Annotated in this window: 18 protein-coding genes; 10 read left to right on the forward strand and 8 right to left on the reverse strand. The window is 74.7% G+C overall.

Annotation, left to right across the window (positions count from 1 at the left end):
• Positions 1-22 precede the first annotated feature (22 nt).
• Positions 23-1,498 carry an NAD(P)/FAD-dependent oxidoreductase gene (locus J7462_RS04695; protein WP_219462101.1) on the reverse strand — a complete coding sequence of 492 codons (1,476 nt, stop codon included), beginning with the start codon at positions 1,496-1,498 and terminating at the stop codon, positions 23-25.
• Positions 1,499-1,654: 156 nt separating this feature from the next.
• On the opposite strand from J7462_RS04695, the gene J7462_RS04700 reads away from it, so the two are divergent.
• Entirely contained in the window at positions 1,655-2,518 is an 864-nt protein-coding gene (locus tag J7462_RS04700) for a pentapeptide repeat-containing protein (RefSeq protein WP_219462103.1), read from the forward strand.
• 180 nt (positions 2,519-2,698) lie between these two features.
• Positions 2,699-2,938: a hypothetical protein gene (locus J7462_RS04705; RefSeq protein WP_219462105.1), complete on the forward strand. Its 240-nt coding sequence runs from the start codon at positions 2,699-2,701 to the stop codon at positions 2,936-2,938.
• Positions 2,939-3,033: 95 nt separating this feature from the next.
• On the opposite strand, the gene rnhA is transcribed toward J7462_RS04705, so the two are convergent.
• Together rnhA and J7462_RS04715 are read right to left on the reverse strand one after the other, a co-directional pair.
• Complete coding sequence (gene rnhA, locus J7462_RS04710) at positions 3,034-3,510, reverse strand: ribonuclease HI (RefSeq protein WP_219462111.1); 477 nt, start codon at positions 3,508-3,510, stop codon at positions 3,034-3,036.
• Between the two features lie 47 nt (positions 3,511-3,557).
• Positions 3,558-4,745, reverse strand: a complete 1,188-nt coding sequence (locus tag J7462_RS04715; RefSeq protein ID WP_219462112.1) for a lycopene cyclase family protein — start codon at positions 4,743-4,745, stop codon at positions 3,558-3,560.
• Positions 4,746-4,874: 129 nt separating this feature from the next.
• Here J7462_RS04715 and J7462_RS04720 point away from each other — a divergent pair, with 129 nt between their 5' ends.
• Together J7462_RS04720 and J7462_RS04725 are read left to right on the forward strand one after the other, a co-directional pair.
• Complete coding sequence (locus J7462_RS04720; RefSeq protein ID WP_219462114.1) at positions 4,875-5,972, forward strand: serpin family protein; 1,098 nt, start codon at positions 4,875-4,877, stop codon at positions 5,970-5,972.
• 73 nt (positions 5,973-6,045) lie between these two features.
• Positions 6,046-7,116, forward strand: coding sequence for a Gfo/Idh/MocA family oxidoreductase (locus tag J7462_RS04725; RefSeq protein WP_219462116.1), 1,071 nt, complete (start codon positions 6,046-6,048; stop codon positions 7,114-7,116).
• Here the strand turns inward: J7462_RS04725 and J7462_RS04730 are convergent.
• Positions 7,099-8,361, reverse strand: coding sequence for an MFS transporter (locus J7462_RS04730; protein ID WP_219462119.1), 1,263 nt, complete (start codon positions 8,359-8,361; stop codon positions 7,099-7,101). The two genes, J7462_RS04725 and J7462_RS04730, sit on opposite strands and share 18 nt — an antisense overlap.
• 111 nt (positions 8,362-8,472) lie before the next feature.
• On the opposite strand from J7462_RS04730, the gene J7462_RS04735 reads away from it, so the two are divergent.
• The 6 genes from J7462_RS04735 to J7462_RS04760 all read left to right on the forward strand — a co-directional run bounded on the left by J7462_RS04735 (position 8,473) and on the right by J7462_RS04760 (position 13,817).
• Positions 8,473-9,333, forward strand: a complete 861-nt coding sequence (locus tag J7462_RS04735) for a bifunctional 2-polyprenyl-6-hydroxyphenol methylase/3-demethylubiquinol 3-O-methyltransferase UbiG (protein WP_219462120.1) — start codon at positions 8,473-8,475, stop codon at positions 9,331-9,333.
• A gap of 334 nt (positions 9,334-9,667) precedes the next feature.
• Complete coding sequence (locus J7462_RS04740) at positions 9,668-10,156, forward strand: hypothetical protein (RefSeq protein ID WP_219462122.1); 489 nt, start codon at positions 9,668-9,670, stop codon at positions 10,154-10,156.
• A 137-nt stretch (positions 10,157-10,293) separates the two neighbouring features.
• On the forward strand, positions 10,294-10,926 hold the full coding sequence (locus tag J7462_RS04745) for a class F sortase (RefSeq protein WP_219462124.1): 633 nt from the start codon (positions 10,294-10,296) through the stop codon (positions 10,924-10,926).
• Positions 10,927-11,003: 77 nt separating this feature from the next.
• Positions 11,004-12,113, forward strand: a complete 1,110-nt coding sequence (locus J7462_RS04750) for a magnesium and cobalt transport protein CorA (protein WP_308290750.1) — start codon at positions 11,004-11,006, stop codon at positions 12,111-12,113.
• Positions 12,114-12,690: 577 nt separating this feature from the next.
• Positions 12,691-13,341 carry a C39 family peptidase gene (locus J7462_RS04755; RefSeq protein ID WP_219462126.1) on the forward strand — a complete coding sequence of 217 codons (651 nt, stop codon included), beginning with the start codon at positions 12,691-12,693 and terminating at the stop codon, positions 13,339-13,341.
• Positions 13,342-13,421: 80 nt separating this feature from the next.
• Entirely contained in the window at positions 13,422-13,817 is a 396-nt protein-coding gene (locus tag J7462_RS04760) for a YchJ family protein (protein WP_219462129.1), read from the forward strand.
• Positions 13,818-13,924: 107 nt separating this feature from the next.
• Here J7462_RS04760 and J7462_RS04765 read toward each other — a convergent pair whose 3' ends face one another.
• The 4 genes from J7462_RS04765 to J7462_RS04780 all read right to left on the reverse strand — a co-directional run bounded on the left by J7462_RS04765 (position 13,925) and on the right by J7462_RS04780 (position 18,833).
• Complete coding sequence (locus tag J7462_RS04765; RefSeq protein WP_219462131.1) at positions 13,925-15,199, reverse strand: MFS transporter; 1,275 nt, start codon at positions 15,197-15,199, stop codon at positions 13,925-13,927.
• A gap of 200 nt (positions 15,200-15,399) precedes the next feature.
• Complete coding sequence (locus tag J7462_RS04770; RefSeq protein WP_219462133.1) at positions 15,400-16,470, reverse strand: hypothetical protein; 1,071 nt, start codon at positions 16,468-16,470, stop codon at positions 15,400-15,402.
• Positions 16,471-16,552: 82 nt separating this feature from the next.
• Positions 16,553-18,169, reverse strand: coding sequence for a serine/threonine-protein kinase (locus J7462_RS04775; protein ID WP_219462135.1), 1,617 nt, complete (start codon positions 18,167-18,169; stop codon positions 16,553-16,555).
• Positions 18,170-18,308: 139 nt separating this feature from the next.
• Positions 18,309-18,833 carry a MarR family winged helix-turn-helix transcriptional regulator gene (locus J7462_RS04780; RefSeq protein WP_219462137.1) on the reverse strand — a complete coding sequence of 175 codons (525 nt, stop codon included), beginning with the start codon at positions 18,831-18,833 and terminating at the stop codon, positions 18,309-18,311.
• Positions 18,834-18,839 lie beyond the last annotated feature (6 nt).

Below are 18,839 nucleotides of genomic sequence, written 5' to 3' on the forward strand. Positions count from 1 at the left end.
GTGTGGTCGACGGTGGGTCGACTCAACCGACCGGGGTGTCGGCGGCCGCCCGGGAGAACCGCACCCCCTCGTCGACGAGCCGGCCGTGCTTCATCAGCAGGACGTCCCGGACGTAGTTCTGGTGCAGCCGCCACGGCGTCCGGGGACCCTGCTTGGGCAGACCGTCCACACTGCGCAGCACGTACCCCGACCGCAGGTCGATGATCGGCGACAACGGCCCGTCGGCGGGCGCGACGGGGGTGACGACCTGCTGGCCGGTGGCGTCCAGGTGCCGCAGCAACCGGCAGACGTAGGTGGCGACCAGGTCGGCCTTCAACGTCCAGGAGGCGTTGGTGTAACCGATGGTCAACGCGAAGTTCGGCACCCCGGAGAGCATCATCCCCTTGTACGCCACCGTCGCGCCGAGGTCGACGTCGACACCGTCCACGGTGAGGGCCATCCCGCCGAGGGCCAACAGTTGCAGGCCGGTGGCGGTGACCACGACGTCGGCGGGCAGTTCGACGCCGGAGCCGAGCCGGACGCCGCCGGGGGTGAACGTGTCGACGGTGTCGGTGACCACCGACGCCCGCCCCGACGCCACGGCCGCGAACAGGTCCCCGTCCGGTGCCACGCAGAGCCGCTGGTCCCACGGGTCGTAGCGGGGCGAGAAGTGCCGGTCCACGTCGTAGCCGGCCGGCAGCCGCCCCCGGGCCGCCCGCAGCAGGAACGCCCGCACCGCCTTCGGGGCCCGCCGGCTGAGCTGGTAGTTGACGGTGCCGAGCAGCACGTTCTTACCCCGCACCAGCGGGTACGCCAGCCGGGCGGGCAGCCCGCGGCGCAGCAGGTCGGCCACCCGGTCCCGGGTCGGCAACGCGATCACGTACGTGGGGGAACGCTGGAGCATGGTGACGTGCCCGGCCCGCCGCGCCAACGCCGGCACCAGGGTCACCGCCGTGGCACCGCTGCCGATCACCACCACCCGCCGGCCGGTGTGGTCGAGGTCCCCCGGCCAGTGCTGCGGGTGCACCAGACGGCCCGCGTACCGCTCGACACCCGGAAAGTCCGGTGTGTAGCCGGCGTCGTACCGGTAGTAGCCGGTGCAGGTGAACAGGAAGTCACAGGTCAGCACCACCTCCTCGGCGGTGTCGTCGCGTCGGGCGTGGACCGTCCACCGGGCGGTGCCGCTGTCCCACCCGGCGCGGACCACCCGGTGGCGGAACCGGATGTGCTCGTCGACGCCGTACCGCCGGGCGGTGTCGCGCACGTAGCGGCGGATGGAGTCGCCGTCGGCGATGGCCTTCGGGTCGGTCCACGGCTGGAACGAGTAGCCGAGGGTGAACATGTCCGAGTCGGAACGGATGCCCGGATAGCGGAACAGGTCCCAGGTGCCGCCGATCGCGTCGCGCGCCTCGAACACCGCGTACGTCTTGTCGGGGCAGTCGCGTCGCAGGTGACAGGCGGCACCGACCCCGGACAACCCCGCACCGACGATGAGCACGTCGACATGCTCGGTGGCCATCGCACCTCCCGGGTCCCGAGGCGGTGACCGGACCATATCCCACCCGGTCGCCGCCCCGTCGCCGTCCGGCGGACAATGGTGGGGGCCGCAGCCGGCCCACGGGGATCTCCGGCCCGACCGGCCGGCACCAGCGTCGAGGCGGGGAGAACGGACGGCATGTCGGAAACCAGCGGGCTACGGGCCGACTGCGCCCGGTGCGTCGGGCTGTGCTGCGTCGCGCCCGCCTTCACCGCCTCCGCCGATTTCGCCCACGACAAGCCCGCCGGCCGACCCTGCCCCCGGCTGGGCGCCGACTCCCGGTGCGGCATCCACGACGAGCTGCGGGAACGCGGCTACCCCGGCTGCGTCGTGTTCGACTGCTTCGGCGCCGGCCAGCGGGTCAGCCAGGTCACCTACCCGGGGCGGGACTGGCGCGACGACCCGACCACCGCCGCCGGCATGTTCGCCGCGTTCGCCGTGGCGCGGCCGCTGCACGAACTGCTCTGGTACCTCACCGAAGCAATGACGCTCACCCCGCACGGCCCGCTGCGTGACCAGCTGCGCGCCGCCCGGGACGCCACCGACACCCTGGCCGCCGGCACCCCCGGGGAGCTGGCCTCGGTCGACGTTGACGCCCACCGGGGCCGGGTGAACCCGCTGCTCGCGGCCGCCAGCGAGGCCGCCCGCGCCGGCACCGGCGGGGCCGACCGGCGGGGCGCGATGCTGCTCGGCGCGAACCTGCGCGGTGCGGACCTGCGCGGTGCGAACCTGCGGGGCGCGTGCCTGGTCGGCGCGGACCTGCGGGGAGCGGACCTGCGCCGGGCCGACGTCACCGGCGTCGACCTGCGCGGGGCGGACCTGCGCGGGGCGGACCTGTCCAGCACCCTCTTCCTGCACCAGTCGCAGCTGGAAGCGGCCCGGGGTGACCGGCACACCGCGCTGCCCGCCCGGCTGCGCCACCCCGGGCACTGGACCGGGCTGACCCTCACCCCGACCCGCCGCCTGGGTGCCACCGGCCGCGCACGCCGCCCCCGCCGCTGACATCCCAGCCCGGTGGTGGACCCAGCCGGGTGGTGGTGGACCCGGCCGGTGGTCGGCCCGTGCTCCACGGGCCGCACCGAGCGCGGCGGGAACCCGGCCGGTGGGCGCGGTGCTCGACGGGCCGCACCGCCGCACGGCGGGTCGGGTTTGCCCGGCGGTGTGGCGGGCAGGTAGGTCGGCATGACGGACGAACGACACACCGACCGGGCCGACACCGACGAGCCGGACGGCGTACCGGCGTACGAGGCGTCGCTGCGCCCGCCGGGCGAGTCGCTGGGCAGCGGCGGCGACTTCGCCGACCTGCCCGCCGAGGAACACCTGTCGGCCCGGGAGACCAGCCGCGCGGGGTACGACGTCGATGCGGTCTCCGGCGCGGGCGACCCCGCCGAGGAGGAAGCCGCCAACCCCGCCACCGAGTGACCCGACCCACCGCCTGCCACCGACCCGGGCCGGCGGCAGGCGGGACCGGTCGCGGGCTCGGCGGCCCACCGGGAAGGCCGCAGCCGGGGCGGCACTCAGCGGGAGGTGCCCACCGCCGACCGGGCCTCGGTCATGCCCCGGTTGGCCAACGCGTCCGCGCGTTCGTTCTCCGGGTGGCCGTTGTGCCCCTTCACCCAGTGCCAGCTCACCTCGTGCCGGGCGCAGGCCGCCTCCAGCCGCTGCCACAGGTCGGCGTTCTTCACCGGCTGCTTCGCCGCGGTCCGCCAGCCGTTACGCTTCCACGACGCCAACCACCCGGTGATGCCGTTACGCACGTACGTGCTGTCGGTGTGCAACCGCACCACGCAGGGCCGGGTCAGCGTCTCCAACGCCTCGATCGCAGCGGTCAACTCCATCCGGTTGTTGGTGGTCGGGGTGGCCTCGCCACCGCACAACTCCCGCTCGTGCCCGCCGAAACGCAGCACCACACCCCAACCGCCCGGCCCGGGGTTGCCGCTGCACGCCCCGTCGGTCCAGATCTCCACGACCCTGCCGGCCGCCGCGTCCACCATGCCACCGAACCTACCGCTCCGGTCCACCGGCGACCGTCGCCGTGCCCTCAGCGCCGGGTCAACCGGGCGCGCAACCGACCGGCCGCGTCACCGAACACCGCCGAGGTCATCGGCAACAGCGGACTGGACCGCATCACCGCCAGATCCTCCGCCGGGGTGGTCGCCCCGTCGAGGAAACGCAGCACCCGCGACGCCGGGTTCCGGTCGAACAGCCGGTCGAAGAACTCCGGACCACCCACCGCACCGGAATCCCACGCCCGCAACGCCACCGCGTCCATCCACCGGTGCCGCCCCGGATACGCCGCCCGGGGCACCGGCGGCCGACCCGCGGCGAGCGCGGCGGCGACCTGCCCGGCCTGCCGGTGCATCGCCGAGAAGGTGAACCCGGTCGACGGACGGGTCGCCCCACCGGCGGTGCCCAACCGCACCACCCGGGGCGACGGCCGCCGGTCGAACGGCGCGTCCGTCATCGGGATCACCCCGTCCTCGACCTCCCGCACCGTCAACGCCGCCAGGTCCAGACCCAACAGCCCGGCATACCCGCGCAGCCCCGCGTCGTAGCCCGCGTCGGAGAGCACCGCCGGGGAGAACTCGGTGTACTCCACCAGCGCGTACCGGTCACTGACCGGCAGCACGTAGCCGAAGGAGACACCCCGTCGCGGCTGCGGGGTGCGAAAATCCATCAGCACCGCCCGCCCCGGATCGAACACCGGCGTCGACGACTCCAACCACCAGCCCCGGAAGTGCTGCAACCAGGCCGTCCGGCCGGGCCGACGCGGTAGACGGGGACGCGAGTCGAGCACCCAGCCGGCCCGCAGCACCGCCCGCCCGTCGGTGTCGCGCACCGACACCGCCGAGCCGTCGTCGTCGAGCACCCCCACCGCCGCGTCGTACCGGACCGCACCGAGCCGCTGCTCCGCCTCAGCGGCCCGCTCGTACACCGGCGCGGAGCGCAGCATCGCGTACCGCAACGGGGTCAGGTCCAACACCCGGGCGACGGCCGGGGTGGCCACCTCCACCCGCGACCAGCTGGCGCTGAGCATCGGCTCCAGGTCGCCCCCCGGGGTGCCCCAGAACGCCCAGGTGCGGTCCTGACCACGCTTGCGCACCGGGTCCACCACGGCGACCCGCAGCCCCGGCAGCACGTGCCGGGCCAACGCCGCGAGGACCAGCGATCCGGCCCCGCCGCCACCGACGACGGCCAGGTCGACTTCGGCCGGTACGCGCACACCCACCCGGCCACGCTGTCACACCACCACCGACCAGCGGCACGGACCCCACCCCACCACGCGCACCCGCCCACACCGGGCCGCCCACCGGTGGCGGCACGCCGCCGGCCGCGTACCCGGGTAGCGTGCCGCCCCATGAGCCCGTCCGCCAACGCCCTCACCGCCCGCTGGGCCGCCCGACTGGACGACCGGCAGACCGTCCTGTCCGGCGCCGGGGTGTACCCGCTGCTCGCCCTGCTCGCCCGGTACGCCACCGGCCCGGCCCGCGACGAACTGCACGCCGTCGCCCCCACCCCGGCCACCCCCGTCGACTCCCCCACCACCCGGCTGGCAACCGGCTTCTGGTCCCGCGCCGGACTGCCCCTGGGCCGGCGGTGGCGCACCGAACTGGACAACACGACCCGGGGTGAGCTGACCGGCGACCCGACGGTCGACCAGCCGCGACTCGACCAGTGGGTACGGGAGCAGACCGACGACCTGATCGACCGGCTGCCGATCCAGGTCCGGCCGGGCACCGCCCTGGTGCTGGCGAACGCGCTGACCGTGCTGGTCGACTGGGCCACCCCGTTCCGGCCGGCCCACTGCCAGCCGACGACCGGGCCGTGGCAGGGCCGCCCACTGGCCGGACTGCACCGCTGCGGCGGCGACCCGGCCTCGCTACGGGTCGCCGACACCCCCGCCGGCCCGATCAGCCTGCTCACCGTCACCGGGGACGCCGACGTCGACGTGCTGCTCGCCCTCGGCCCGGCCGGACAACCGGCCGCCCGGGTGCTCCCCGCCGCGCTCACCGCCCTCGACCACCCCGCGACCCTGCCCGCACCGGCCGGGCCGGGCGTCACCGAGGACACCGTCCAGGGGTACGACGACCGCCCGGAGCTGCTGGTGCGTACCGTCGGGTTCACCGTCACCGGCGACCACGACCTGCTCGACCACGCCGACCTGTTCGGCCTGGTCGCCGCCGGACGCGACGGCGACCACTTCCCCGACATCAGCCCCCAGTTGTCGGTCTCCGACGCCCGGCAGAGCGCCCGGGCCGAGTTCACCGCCACCGGATTCCGCGCCGCAGCCGTCACCGCCATCGGCATGCGGGCCGGCTCCGCGCCACCCCGCACCACCGTCCGTCGACGACGGATCCGCCTCGACGTCGACCGCCCGTTCGGTTTCCTCGCCGTGCACCGCCCCACCGGTCTGGTGCTGATCGCCGGCTGGGTGACCGACCCCACGGGGGCCTGAACCGGCCGGTCACCGGCGACGCGTAGGTTCGGTGCGACCGGACGACCAGCGCCGACGATCGGGGAAACCCAGCATGACGGACAGCACGCGCCAGCCACTGCGGGTCGGGCTGCTCGGCTACGGCGTCGCCGGCCGGTTCTTCCACGCCCCGCTGATCGCCGCCACCCCCGGCCTGCGGCTGAGCGCCGTCGTCACCGCCGACCCGCAACGCCGGGAGCAACTGGCCGCCGAGCACCCCGACGCCCGGGTCGTCGACGACGCCGGGGCGCTGTGGGCCGACCCGGACGCCCTCGACCTCGTCGTGGTGGCCACCCCGAACGCCTCCCACGTGCCCCACGCCCGCGCGGCGGTCGCCGCCGGGCTGCCGGTGGTGGTGGACAAGCCGCTCGCCGCCACCGCCGACGACGCCCGCGCACTGGTCGACGAGGCACACCACCGGGGCGTCCCGCTGACCGTGTTCCAGAACCGCCGGTGGGACGGCGACTTCCGCACCGTACGACGGCTGGTCGAGGACGGCGCGCTGGGCCGGGTGACCCGCTTCGAGTCCCGCTTCGAACGCTGGCGACCGCAGATCAGGGCCGGCTGGCGGGAAGGCGGCAGCCCGGCCGACGCCGGTGGCGTCCTCTACGACCTCGGCGCCCACCTCGTCGACCAGGCCGTACAGCTGTTCGGGCCGGTCGGCACCGTCTACGCCGAGGTGGACCGGCGGCGACCCGGCGCACAGGTCGACGACGACGCGTTCGTGGCGCTCACCCACGTCGGCGGGGTCCGCTCCCACCTGTGGATGAGCGCGGTCACCGCCCGACTCGGCCCCCGACTGCGGGTCCTCGGCGACCGGGCCGGATACACCTGCCACGGGCTCGACGGGCAGGAGGACGCGCTGCGCCACGGCGGCCGACCCGGCACCCCCGGCTGGGGCGAGGTCACCCCCGACCGGTACGGCCTGCTCGGCGCGGGCGACGACCTCCGGCCGGTGCCCACCGAACCGGGCCGCTACCAGGACTTCTACGCCCAGGTCGCCGCAGCGCTGCGCGGCGACGGGCCGCTGCCGGTGGACCCCCGCGACGCGGTACGCACGGTGGAGCTGATCGAGCTGGCGCACCGCTCGGCCGCCGAACGGACGGTGCTACCCGTCCCCGCCTGACGTGACGGGCTGCCGGGGTGCCGTGCCGGCGTAGGCGGCGGCGACGGCGGACCGGTCGAACACCCGCCAGGTCGCCGCGGACACGGCAACGGCCACCACGAACCCCGCCCAGTAGGGTGCGGTCAACCCGAACGTGCCGGCCACCACCCCGCCGAGCAGCGCGCCCGCGCAGTTGCCGCCGGCCGCGATGAACAGCGTCGTCGCACCGACCCGGCCACGTAGCTCCGACGGGGTCAGCCGCTGCCGCAGCGAGTGGAACACGATCCCCCACAGGGCGCCGTGCACGCCGAACGCGAACAGCGCGAACCCGACCAGCCAGGCGCTGGTCGAGGCGGCCAGCGTCAGGTGCAGCCCCGCCTCGACCAGCAGCCCGATCCGCACCGTCCAGGTCGGGGTGACCCGGGCGATGAGCCGGTCACCGACCACCGCGCCGAGCAGTCCACCTACCGACATGCTGGTGAACAGCAGGCCGTAACCGACGGAGTCCAGACCGAGCCGCTGCGTCGCGAGCAGCACCAGCACCGCCATCGCGGCCGTCAGGGTGAGGTTGAGCAGGCCGATCAGCACGGCCATCGCACGCAGCAGCCGCTGGCCGAGCAGGAACCGGAAACCCGCCCCGATCTCCGCGCGCACCGACCGGGCCGCCGATGGGACCGCCTCCCCACCGCCCCGGTACGACCCGGCGATCAGCGCGACGAGCACCGCGCTGAGCGCGTACGTGCCGGCGTTGACCAGGAACGGGAGGCTCTCGGCGAGCACGAACAGGAACCCGCCGAGCGGGCCCGCCAGCATCCCCTGGGCCAGCGTGGTGCCGCCGCCGAGCCAGCCGTTGGCCCGTTCCAGCCGGGACGTCGGCACCAGCGTGGGGAGCATCGCCTGACTGGCCGACCGGAACACGATCTCGCCGGTGTTCACCACGAACAGCACGGCGTACAGCAGCGGTATGCCGGCCCGCCCGGCCAGCATCGCCGCGCCCAGCGACACCAGGGCGACCACCCGCACCCAGTCGATGACCACCATCAACCGCCGCCGGTCCAGCCGGTCGGCCAGCACCCCGCCGGGCAGGGCGAAGAGCAGCCAGGGCAGCCAGGCCGCCCCGGCGGCGGCGGCGACCACCAGCGGGTCGTCGCTACGCGCCGCCGCGTACAGCGGGGCCGCCACCGTGGCCATGCCACTGCCCAGCGCCGACAGCGTGCTCGCCGCCCAGAGCCGGCCGAACCGGGCGTCCAGGCCCTCCCCCGTCACGGTCCGGCAACCTACCAGCCAGGTCGGACACCCACCGTCGTCCACCGGCTCGGGGCGGTCGGCCACCGAATTGCCGTTGAGCGGACCACCGGCATCTGCCACCGTCAGCCGGTGACTGACAACGACGACCCGGGCCCCGGTCGGCCCGGCACCGACTACCGCGCCCTCAACCGGGCCAGCTGGGACGACCGGGCCGCCGCCCACGCCGCCTCCCCGGACTACGCCGTGGACCGGTTCGCCGCCGACCCGGCGTACCTCAGCGAGGTGGTCCGGTTCGACCTGCCCCGCCTCGGTGACGTGGCCGGGCTGCGCGGCGTGCACCTGCAGTGCCACATCGGCACCGACACCGTGTCGCTGCACCGGCTCGGCGCGCGGATGACCGGCCTGGACTTCTCCGGCGCCTCGCTGGCCCAGGCGCGGGCGCTGGCCGAGCGCACCGGCGCGGCCGTCGACTTCGTCCAGGCCGACGTCTACGACGCGCCCGACGTCCTCGGTGTCGGCGGTTTCGACCTGGTCTACACGGGCGTCGGCGCGTTGTGCTGGCTGCCGGACATCAGGCGTTGGGCGGGCGTGGTCGCCGCCCTGCTGCGGCCGGGCGGGCGGCTGTTCCTGCGCGAGGGGCACCCGATGCTGTGGGCCCTGGACGAGACCCGCCCGGACGGCCTGCTGGCCGTCGAGCACCCGTACTTCGAGCGCACCGAACCGGTGGTGTGGGACGAGGGCGGCACCTATGTGAGCACCGAGGCGACGTTCACCCACAACACGACGCACGAGTGGAACCACGGTCTCGGCGAGGTGGTCACCGCCCTGCTCGACGCCGGGCTGGAGCTGACCATGCTGTGCGAGCACGACAGCGCCCCCTGGGACGCGCTGCCGGGGCGGCAGGTCCGCGACGGGCACGGCGAGTGGCGGCTGACCGAACGCCCGTGGCGACTCCCCCAGACGTACACCCTCCAGGCCCGTCGCCGCTGACCTTTCGCCGGGCCGTGTCCGCCAGCCGCCTCCTGTCCCGGAAGGCGGCTGGCGGTTTGTCGGGGTGGGTACGGTCTGTGCCGCGCGCAGTGGGTCACAGCCGCTAGGGCATCCTAGGAGGCTGGGTTGTGGTCGGGGCGGGGTGTCCGCACTGTCCCGGCATTTCCGCCGCTCGGCGGCGCAGGGGAAAACACGTGACGGCAACGAAGATTTCTCATTTACCCCGTTACGGTGGGTCAACCCTCCTAGTGTTGGCCACACCGGTGAGTTACGGAGTTGGCCACCCGAACGACGTCCCACGCAGACAGCGGACGAAAAGTGAGGGAAGACGCGTATGAAGGCACAGAAGGTTCTCGTAACGACGGCGCTCGGCGTGGGACTCGGCACGCTCCTGCTCCCGACGGCAGCGCTCGCGGACACCACGGTGTCGCCGGCCAGCACCCCGGTCGGCGGAACGGTCGTGCTCACCGCGACGACCTGCAACCCGAAGTCCGGTGACGTGCTCTTCCACGTCACCGGCCCGGACCGGGACCAGAACGTCCGCTCCACCACCGCCGCCGCCGGCGGTGGGCTGAGCGCCGAACTCTTCACCGCCGGTTTCACGCTGGGCACCTACACCGTCGCCGCCACCTGCGGTGACGGCAGCGCCGCCGGCAGCGCCACCTTCGCCGTCACACCGATCGGCGGGGCACCCGCCGGCGGTGGCGGCGGCACCGGCAACACCGGCCTGCTGGCCGCCGGTGGCGCGCTCGCCGGGGCCGCCGCGCTCGGCACCACCGTGCTGCTGCGCCGCCGACGCCGGGCGGCGGCCACCGTCGGCTGACGGCCGGCGGCGACCCCGGCGCGACCGACGCCGGGTCGCCTGACGGCGAGCCACACACCATCCCTGGGACGGGTGCCCGCACCGGCGCGAACCGGCGCGGGCACCCCGACCACGTCGGACGTCGGGGAGGACGGGCGATGGGCGTACGCGAATGGACGGTCCGGACCCGCACCGCCGTCACGGCGGTCACGGTCAGCGGTGCCGCCGGGATCGCCCTGCTCGCCGCCGGGCTGACCATCGGACCGGTCGGGCCACCCCAGCCGAGCATCGACGTCAGCGGCGGCAACAGCAGCCGCTCCCCGATCCCGGCCCTGCCCCGCTCCACGCCGGTCCGCATCGACATCGCCGCCATCGGCGTCCACGCCGACCTGGTGCCGGTGGCGGGCGATCCGAACGGCACCCTGGAGGTGCCCCCACTGGACAGTCCCGCCGTCGCCGGCTGGTACCGGCCGGGGGCCAGCCCCGGCGAAGCGGGCAACGCCGTCGTCGTCGGGCACGTCGACACCCGGGACGGGCCGGCGGTCTTCTTCGACCTCGGGCGGCTGCGCCCCGGCGACACCGTCCGGGTGACCCGCGCCGACGGGCGGACCGTCACCTTCGCCGTCGACGGGGTCGGGACGTACCCGAAGCGGGGTTTCCCCACCGCGCTGGTCTACGGGCCGGGCGGACCTGGGCCGGCGTTGCGCCTGGTCACCTGCGGGGGGCGGTTCGACGAACGGTCCCGCGACTACTCCGACAACATCGTCGTGCGGGCCACCGCCGTCGGCTGACCGTCACCCGGCCCCACCCCTGTCGCGCCGGCCTACTACGGTGGGCCGGCGGACGGGCGGCGAGGCGGAGGTACCCGGTGGAGCGGCGAGCGCTGACGACCCTGCTCGGTCCCCGACTGCACACCCTGGTCGGCCGGCTACGCCGACAGGCCGGGGAGACCACTACCGCCACCACCCGACGGGTCAACCCCGATGCCGTGGTCGACTGCGCGGTCTACGTCAACGGCCGCCGGGAGACCGGCCGGCCACACTACGCCGACGCGTACGCCCGGGCCCGGCGCAGCCGCAACGCGTTCGTGTGGCTGGGGCTGCACGACCCGGGCGCGGCGGTGCTCGCCGCCGTCGGGCAGGTCTTCGGTCTCGACGAGCTGACAGTCGCGCAGGCCCTCGCCGACGGGCACCGGCCCACCGTGCAGCGGCACGGCCCGGTCACCCTGCTGGTGCTGCGCACCGCCGCCTACGTCGCCCAGGGCGACCTGACCGCGACCTCCGAGGTGGTGGACACCGGTGACGTGATGGTGCTGCTCGGCGACCGGTTCGTGGTCACCGTCCGGCACGGCGCCTCCGGCGCCCTCGCGCCGGTCCGCCAGGCGATCCAGGGCCGCCCGTCGCTGCTCGCCGAGGGCCCGTGGGCGGTGGCGTACGCGGTGACCGCCCGGATGGTCGACCTCTACCTGGAGGTCGCCGCCCACCTCGAGCAGGACCTGGAACGGGTCGAGGAGAGCGTCTTCGCCCCGGAGCACAACGCCGACATTCAGCAGATCTACCAGCTCAAACGGGAGTTGGTGGAGTTCAAGCGGGCGGTGCTGCCGCTCCAGGAGCCGTTGCGCGCCCTGGTCTCCGGCCCGGACGACGGCCCGCCTGCGGGGCTGCGCCGCTGGTACGTCGACGTGGAGGGCCGGCTCACCCGGGCCGTCGACCGGATCACCTCCTACGACGAGCTGCTCAACTCGATCCTGCAGTCCCGGCTCACCCAGCTCGCGGTCGACCAGAACAACGACATGCGCAAGATCGCGGCGTGGGCGGCGATCGCCGCCACCCAGACCGCCGTGGCCGGCGTCTACGGGATGAACTTCGCCCGGATGCCCGAGCTGTCCTGGCGGTACGGCTACCCGGCCGCGTTGGCGTTGATGGCGACGGCGGCATTCACCCTGCACCGGATGTTCCGCCGATCCGGCTGGCTCTGATCCCGCCGGCCGGGGTCCGGCCGCGTCGACAGCCGGACCGCCGGCAGCCCGGCACGGCACGCCCGGCTGGGACCGATGAGGGGTCCGGGCACCCGCCGCCGTGCCCGTCCGGCACCCGCCTCGTGCCGGTACCGCAGTTTCCGCGCGGGATGGCGGGTTCGCCCTGCGCGGGGTCGGGCGGTGGCGGTCACCGGGCGGCGGATGGGACCGGGTGGGTGCTTACGCCGGTGGAGGTGGTTTCGGGCGTGGTGTCCGGTTCCGCGGCGGCGCGGTCGTCCGGTGATCGGCGGGCCGTCCCCGGTGGGTGCGGTGTCCCGTGGCCGGGGCCACCCGCACGGCGGAATCGTCGCCGGGGCCGGGGCGTTGTACCTGGCATACCACCGCCACTCCCCCACCCCCCGGGGGGGGACGGCCCCGGAACCCCGACCGCGGAATGCGGTCGCCACCGGGTCGGTTACACCTCCCTGGACGCCCGAGCAGGTCCCCCCCGACCGCCAGGCGATCCCCTGAACTTCCGGCCACGCCCCACCCCCTGAGGGCGTCCGCCACACCCCCGAATGCAGAGGAGCACGCGACCATGCGTACCGATCTGATCCGCAAGACCGCCCTGACCGCCGCCGGCCTCGCCTTCACCACCGGCGCCATCGCCGGCCCACTGACCACCGCCCACGCCGCCGACGCCCGAACCCCCACCACGGCGCAGACCGAACGCCGACCCGCCGGCGAGCGTGAACTGACGATGAACTACCAGCCCCAGCCCAACTTCTACTACTGCGGCCCCGCCGCCACCCGCAACGCCCTGTCCGTCCAGGGCAAGAACATCGACGTCGACGCCATGGCCAAGGAAATGCGCACCACCGAAAACGGCACCGACAGCATCAACGACATCACCCCCGTACTCAACAAGCAGACCGGCCGCAAAGCCTACGAAAGCACCGAAATCCGCACCACCAAGGCCGACGACAAGCAGACCAACGAACTCCGCACCGACATCGTCCGCACCATCGACGACGGCCGCGCCGTAGTCGCCAACATCGCCGGCACCGCCACCGACACCGACGGCACCACCCACGCCTTCGAAGGCGGCCACTACATCAGCGTCATCGGCTACCGCGACGCCGGCAAGACCGTCACCATCGGCGACTCCGCCAACCCGAACACCGCGTCCTACCGGATGAGCGTCGACAACCTCGCCGACTGGATCGCCACCCGCGGCTACACCTCCTGACCCCGAACACCGACACGGGCCGCCCCCACCCAGGGGGCGGCCCGATCGTCGGTCACGGGGCGTGCGGCAGGATGGGCGTCATGGCCAAAGACGCATCCCGGCGGTCCTGCCCCTGCGGCACCGGGCTGTCGTACGACGACTGCTGCGGGCCGCTGCACCGGGGCGAGGGTACGGCCCCGACGGCGGAGGCGTTGATGCGGTCCAGGTTCAGCGCCTTCGCCGTCGGCGACCCCGCCTACCTGTTGCGCAGTTGGCACTCCCGCACCCGGCCGGGCGGGCTACGACTCGATCCCGCCCAGCGGTGGACCCGGTTGGAGATCGTGGAACGCACGCGCGGCGGCCTGCTCGACAGCACCGGCACGGTGGCGTTCCGCGCCCACTACCGCGACGCCGGGCAGCCGGGCACCGTGGACGAGCACAGCCGGTTCGTCCGGGAGGACGGCAACTGGGTCTACCTCGACGCGCTGCCGGGCTGATCCCGGCGACGCCGATCGCGCCCGGGCCCGGGAGCCCCGGCGGCGGGCGTCGGCCCCTCGGCAACGGCGCACGTCCGCCGCCGCCCGCTCACCGCCCCGGTGCCGGCTCACGAAACCACCTCCCCCGGCGGGCGGGGCCGCGGCACCGCACCGGACCGCCCCGACACCAGCAACGCGGCGGCGACCAGCAGGTAGGGCCCGGCCGCCGCCGCGAACGCCATCGCGTGCCCGCCCGTCGTGGCGACCAGCGCGTAACCGCCGTAGGCGACGATCATCGCCAGGTCGGTGCCCATCCCGGCGAGCGAGGTGACCGTCGCCCGCCCCGGGCCGGTGATCCGGGCCTGCAACCGGGCGTCGGCGAGCACCGTGGCCAGTTGCAGGGCGCAGAACGCCACGCCGAGCAGCACGAAGCCGCCCGGATGTCGTACGACGGCCCCGCCGGCCAGCGCGACCGCGGCCAGGGCGAGCAGCGCCGCGTACCCCCGGGTGGACAGGTGCTCCGCCGTCGGGGCGAGCAGGCCGCCGACGGTCATCCCGAGCCAGACCGGCAGGAGCAGCAGTGGCACCGTGGACGTCGGGACACCGGTGTCCCGGGCCAGCAGCGGGGTGTACTCGTCGAGGATGCCCCAGAGTGCCGTCACCGCCGGGACGAGCAGCACGGCGGCACGTACCCGCCGGTCGGCGCGTGCCTCGGCGAGACCGGTGCGCAGGCTCGCCCACCAGCCCACTTCGGCCTCCGCGCCGTCCGGTGGCCCGGGGACCGGCACGGTCGACGAGCCGGCGGCCGGCGCGGCGGGACGGTGTTCCGGGAACCGGGTGGCCACGGTGGCGGCCAGCACACCGGACAGCACGCTCGCCGCGCCGACCGCCGGCCACCCACCGACGGCGAGGACCGGGCCGGCCAGACCGAGCGAGGCGAGCACGCCGAGCACCCCGGCGGTCCGGGCCCGGCCCATCGTGCGGGCGTACCGTCCGGCAGCGCCGAGCCGGTCGAGTTCGGTGTAGACCAACGCCTCGAGGGCGCCGGAGCCGAACGCGCCGGCGGCACCCCAGAGCACGAAGCCGAGCGCGAACGCCCACCACGACGGCACCAGCACCCACAACGTGAAGCAGGCCCCGGTGAGCAGCGGCGCGAGGCAGAGCAGCAGGCGGCGGGAGACGGTGTCGGCCCAGGCCCCGGACGGGACCTCCAGCAGGACAGCCGTCATCGACCAGAGCACGAACAGCCCGGAGATCTGCCCGACGGTGAGGCCGGTGTCGCTGAACAGCAGGACGTACACCGGATAGAGCAGGACAAGGTCGTCGAGGAACAGGTAGCAGTAGAGCGTGGTCGACAGTCGGCGGACACGGGTGTCGGGCACCCGTGTGCAGGTGAGGGTCATCAGGGCCTTTCCACGGGACGGAACGGACGCGGGAGGTACGGCGTCCGCGGCGGCCCGCGGCTTCGGCCTTCAGGGCCGGATCAACATCGCCAGGTCATCCGCCGATGCTAGCCCGTCGCGGCCCTGGGGTGCGGCCCTGCGGGGTGCACACGGCGGCGGGGCGGGACCCTGGTCCGGTCCCGCCCCGCCGCCTGCGCTGTTCAGCCTCGGGGCGTGCCCGGGTCCAGCGGGGGAATGACCATGGTGGCCTCACTGTCGGTGGTGGAGCCGTCCACCGGCCCGGCCTGGCGCGGCACCGCGACGCCTGACGTGTCGGTGACGTCCCGGTCCGCGCCCGGCGCTGCCGGTGGGGTCGGTTCCGGGTCGGCAGGACGGGACACGACCTGGGTCTGCTCCGCCTCGTCGGACCGTGGCAGGACCTGGGTCGCCTCGGCGTCGTCGGGGCGGGTCACCACCTGGGTGCGCTCGGCGTCGTCGTCCAGCGACGTCGGTGGGGTGGGTGTGGCGGCGGTGGGCACCGGCGGGGTGCGCTCGGCCTGCGCGTACGGGCCCAACCGGGCAGCGACGTCCTGCCGGCCCGCCTGGTAGGCACGGGCGTGGGTGGCGATGGTGCGGGACTCCTGCTCGGCACGGGTCAGCCAGGACTCCCAGCGGGCCTGCATGGGACGGATCAGTCCGCCGCCGACCCCGACGACGAGGATTCCGCCGACGGTGGCGAGGACGGCGATCAGCACCGGCGTGGTGACCGCGGTGGCGACACCGATCTGGTTGAGGGCGGCGATCACCCCGAGCCCGAGGATGAACACCGAGGCGATGTTGGCCAGCACCCGGCCGTAGGACAGGCCGCCGAGCGCGCTGCTGATGATGTCCTTGACCGCGTTGGCGATCGCGGCGGCGACCACCACGATGACGATGGCGACGAACGCCCGGGGCAGCCAGGCGATCACCCCGGCGATCAGGTCGGAGATCGGGTTGGGCCCCCAGATGCCGAAGGCGAGTTGGAGGGTCACCAGCAGCACCCCGTAGTAGGCGAGCTTGGCGACGATGTCGCTGGCGTCGTAGCGGGAGCGGGCCAGGGCGGTCTTGATGCCGCCACGCTCGACGGCCCGGTCGAAGTGCACCCGCTCCAGCACCTTGTCGACGATCCTGCGGACGGCCTTCGCGATCAGCCAGCCGGCCACCAGGATCGCCACGAAGGCGACCGCCTTGGGCAGGAACAGCAGCACCGCGCGGAGGGCGTCACCCGCCGCGTCGCCGAAGTTGTCTGTCATCCGTGGTCCTCCACCGTCAGCTCGGTCGACCCCCGAAGCTACCCCCGGCCGGTGCGCCGGAAACTCCGGTCGGACCGGACGGTCAGCCCGACGTGCAGGTGGGCAGCAGTGACACCACCACCGGGCCGGTGGGGGCGGAGGCGTTGCCGGCGTCGTCGACGGCGATCACCTGGACCGGGATCCTGGTGGTCGCCGGGGGCGTCGGCAGGTCGCCGAGGGTGCCCGCGAAGGTGTCCGGGCCGGTCTGGGTCATGGCGACCGTGCGGGTGGCCCCGTCGAGGGTGTAGCGCAACGACACCCGCAGCAGGTCGCCGGCAGCCCCGTCGTCGAGGACCCGGGCGGTGACCGTGGTCGAGGTGGCCACGTCGGGGCAGCCCTTCGGCTCCACCGTGGCCGGGCTGGCGTCCACGGCCGACACCGTCGGCGGGAACACGTCGGGGGGCAGCAGCGGGCTGATCGGCGTGGCCGGTGGTGTGGGACTCGGGGTGCGTACCCGGGTGGTGGCGGCGGTGGCCGACCGGGCCGGGCTGGTGGGCGGTGGGTCCGTCGTGGTCGCCGCCGGGGTGGGGCTGCGGCTCGGCTCCGGCGGCACGACGCTGATGGCCGGGGCGGCGGCGAGCGGCGCGGGGCTGCGGGTGGTGGCGGCGGTCGCTCCCGGCCCGACGGCACCGTCGGCGAGGGTGAACGCCCCGGGCCCGCGGGCGACGTAGCCCAGCCCGACGACGCCGACCAGCAGTGCCGCGGTCAGCCCGACACCGACCAGGGCGTTGCGGGTGCCGCCGCGCCGGGGGCCCGGGTGGGGCCCGGCGGGGTCGACGGCGGCCGGGTCGACGTGCCCGGGGGCACCCTCGGGGAAGGGGAGGCAGGCGGCGAGCAGCGCGACCCGTTGGGCCAGCTGACGCCGCCCCCGTTCCTCCCACTCCCCGCCGTACGAGCGGGCGGCGGTGTGTTCCAGCTCGGTGAGGAAGATCTCGGCGGGCTGGGTCCGGTCGGCGGGGCACCAGGCCAGGCCGTGGCGGAGCAGATCGTGCACCGGGGCGGGGGTCGGGGTGCCGGGGATCGGGGTGGCGCTGTGCTGCGCGCGCAGGGTGGCCAGGTCCCGTCCGTCGTAGGGAGGTCGGCCGGTGAGGCACTCGAAGAAGGTCGCGGTGGCGGCGTAGATGTCACCGGCCGGCTCGGCGGGGGCCCCGGTCCACTGCTCGGGGGCCTGGTAGTGCCGGTTGCCGGTGGGCGGGGTGATGCCGACGTCGGTGAGCGTGGGCCACCCGTCGCGGGTGACGAGCACGTTGTCGGGGCGGTGGTCACCGTGCACCACACCGCGGGCGTGTACAGCGGCGAGCCCGGCGAGGGAGCCCTTGAGGACGCAGAGCGCGGCCTCCGGACCGATGGGGCCGCGCGTGCGCAGCAGCTGACGCAGCGGCACGCCGTTGACCAGCTCCACCACGATCGCCGCGGCGGCGTGCGTCTCGGCGTACTCGAAGAGGCGGCAGACGTGCGGGTCGTCCACCTCGACCAGCAGTCGCGCCTGCTCGCGCAGGGCCATCCGGAAGGCCGGATCGCCGCCGAGGGCCGGGGTCAGGTAGCGGATGGCGACCGGGGTGCCGGTGGCGTCGTGGGTGGCGAGCAGCACCGGGCCGGACGTGCCCGCGCCGAGCTGCCGTACCGGGGTGTAGCCGGACAACCGCCAGTCGCCGGTCACCCGCCGGCCTTTCCGGTCCGCCGGGACTGGTCACAGGTCAGGGCCACACTGATCATTCTTACCCGGCGGGAGCTGCGGTGAATCGGCGCAACGGTTGTTTCCTCGCCTCCGGTCGTCCGGCTGCGAAGATTACTTTCGGTCACCGGGGTGGGGTCGGGGGCTGTCCGCCCGTCGCGGGCGGACGGGCGAACTGCGGGGCGATGTCGGCGATGCGTTGCCGCATCGGCCGCTGCCGCAGCGCGGCCAGCGCCTCGTCGACGAGGCGGCTCAGCGGGTACGCCAGCTCCGCCTCGAACCGGCGGGCGGCGGTGGCGGTGGCGGCGTACTCGGCGTGCAGGACGGGCAGCAGGTGCCGGGCCCGGTCGGTGGGGGTGACGACGCGTTGCCGGGCGTCGACGCCGGGGGTGAGGGTGACCAGCCCGTCGGCCGCCATCCGGGCGACGGTCTGGCTGGCGGCGGAGTGGGTCACCCCGGTCGCCCCGGCCAGGGTACGGATCGACGCCGGCCCGAGGCGGTCCAGCGCGATCAGCACCGGGGTGTAGCGGGGTCGGAAGCCGGGCAGCCCGAGGTCGGCGTAGACGGCGGCGACGTCACCGTCGAGCAGGTCGAGCAGGTGCCGCAGTCGGGTGCCGAGCAGTGCGGGGTCGGACGGTTCGTCGGGCATGCCGTA

It is taken from the genome of Micromonospora sp. RL09-050-HVF-A, from assembly GCF_019374995.1.
In the GTDB taxonomy this organism is placed as follows: domain Bacteria; phylum Actinomycetota; class Actinomycetes; order Mycobacteriales; family Micromonosporaceae; genus Micromonospora; species Micromonospora antibiotica.

Coding starts and splice junctions, on each gene's coding strand:
- J7462_RS04705 (WP_219462105.1), top strand. CDS start 2,699: ATGACGGACGAACGACACACCGACCGGGCCGACACCGACGAGCCGGAC.
- J7462_RS04745 (WP_219462124.1), top strand. CDS start 10,294: ATGGGCGTACGCGAATGGACGGTCCGGACCCGCACCGCCGTCACGGCG.
- J7462_RS04700 (WP_219462103.1), top strand. CDS start 1,655: ATGTCGGAAACCAGCGGGCTACGGGCCGACTGCGCCCGGTGCGTCGGG.
- J7462_RS04760 (WP_219462129.1), top strand. CDS start 13,422: ATGGCCAAAGACGCATCCCGGCGGTCCTGCCCCTGCGGCACCGGGCTG.
- J7462_RS04765 (WP_219462131.1), bottom strand. CDS start 15,199: ATGACCCTCACCTGCACACGGGTGCCCGACACCCGTGTCCGCCGACTG.
- J7462_RS04725 (WP_219462116.1), top strand. CDS start 6,046: ATGACGGACAGCACGCGCCAGCCACTGCGGGTCGGGCTGCTCGGCTAC.
- J7462_RS04740 (WP_219462122.1), top strand. CDS start 9,668: ATGAAGGCACAGAAGGTTCTCGTAACGACGGCGCTCGGCGTGGGACTC.
- rnhA (WP_219462111.1), bottom strand. CDS start 3,510: ATGGTGGACGCGGCGGCCGGCAGGGTCGTGGAGATCTGGACCGACGGG.
- J7462_RS04755 (WP_219462126.1), top strand. CDS start 12,691: ATGCGTACCGATCTGATCCGCAAGACCGCCCTGACCGCCGCCGGCCTC.
- J7462_RS04780 (WP_219462137.1), bottom strand. CDS start 18,833: ATGCCCGACGAACCGTCCGACCCCGCACTGCTCGGCACCCGACTGCGG.
- J7462_RS04720 (WP_219462114.1), top strand. CDS start 4,875: ATGAGCCCGTCCGCCAACGCCCTCACCGCCCGCTGGGCCGCCCGACTG.
- J7462_RS04770 (WP_219462133.1), bottom strand. CDS start 16,470: ATGACAGACAACTTCGGCGACGCGGCGGGTGACGCCCTCCGCGCGGTG.
- J7462_RS04695 (WP_219462101.1), bottom strand. CDS start 1,498: ATGGCCACCGAGCATGTCGACGTGCTCATCGTCGGTGCGGGGTTGTCC.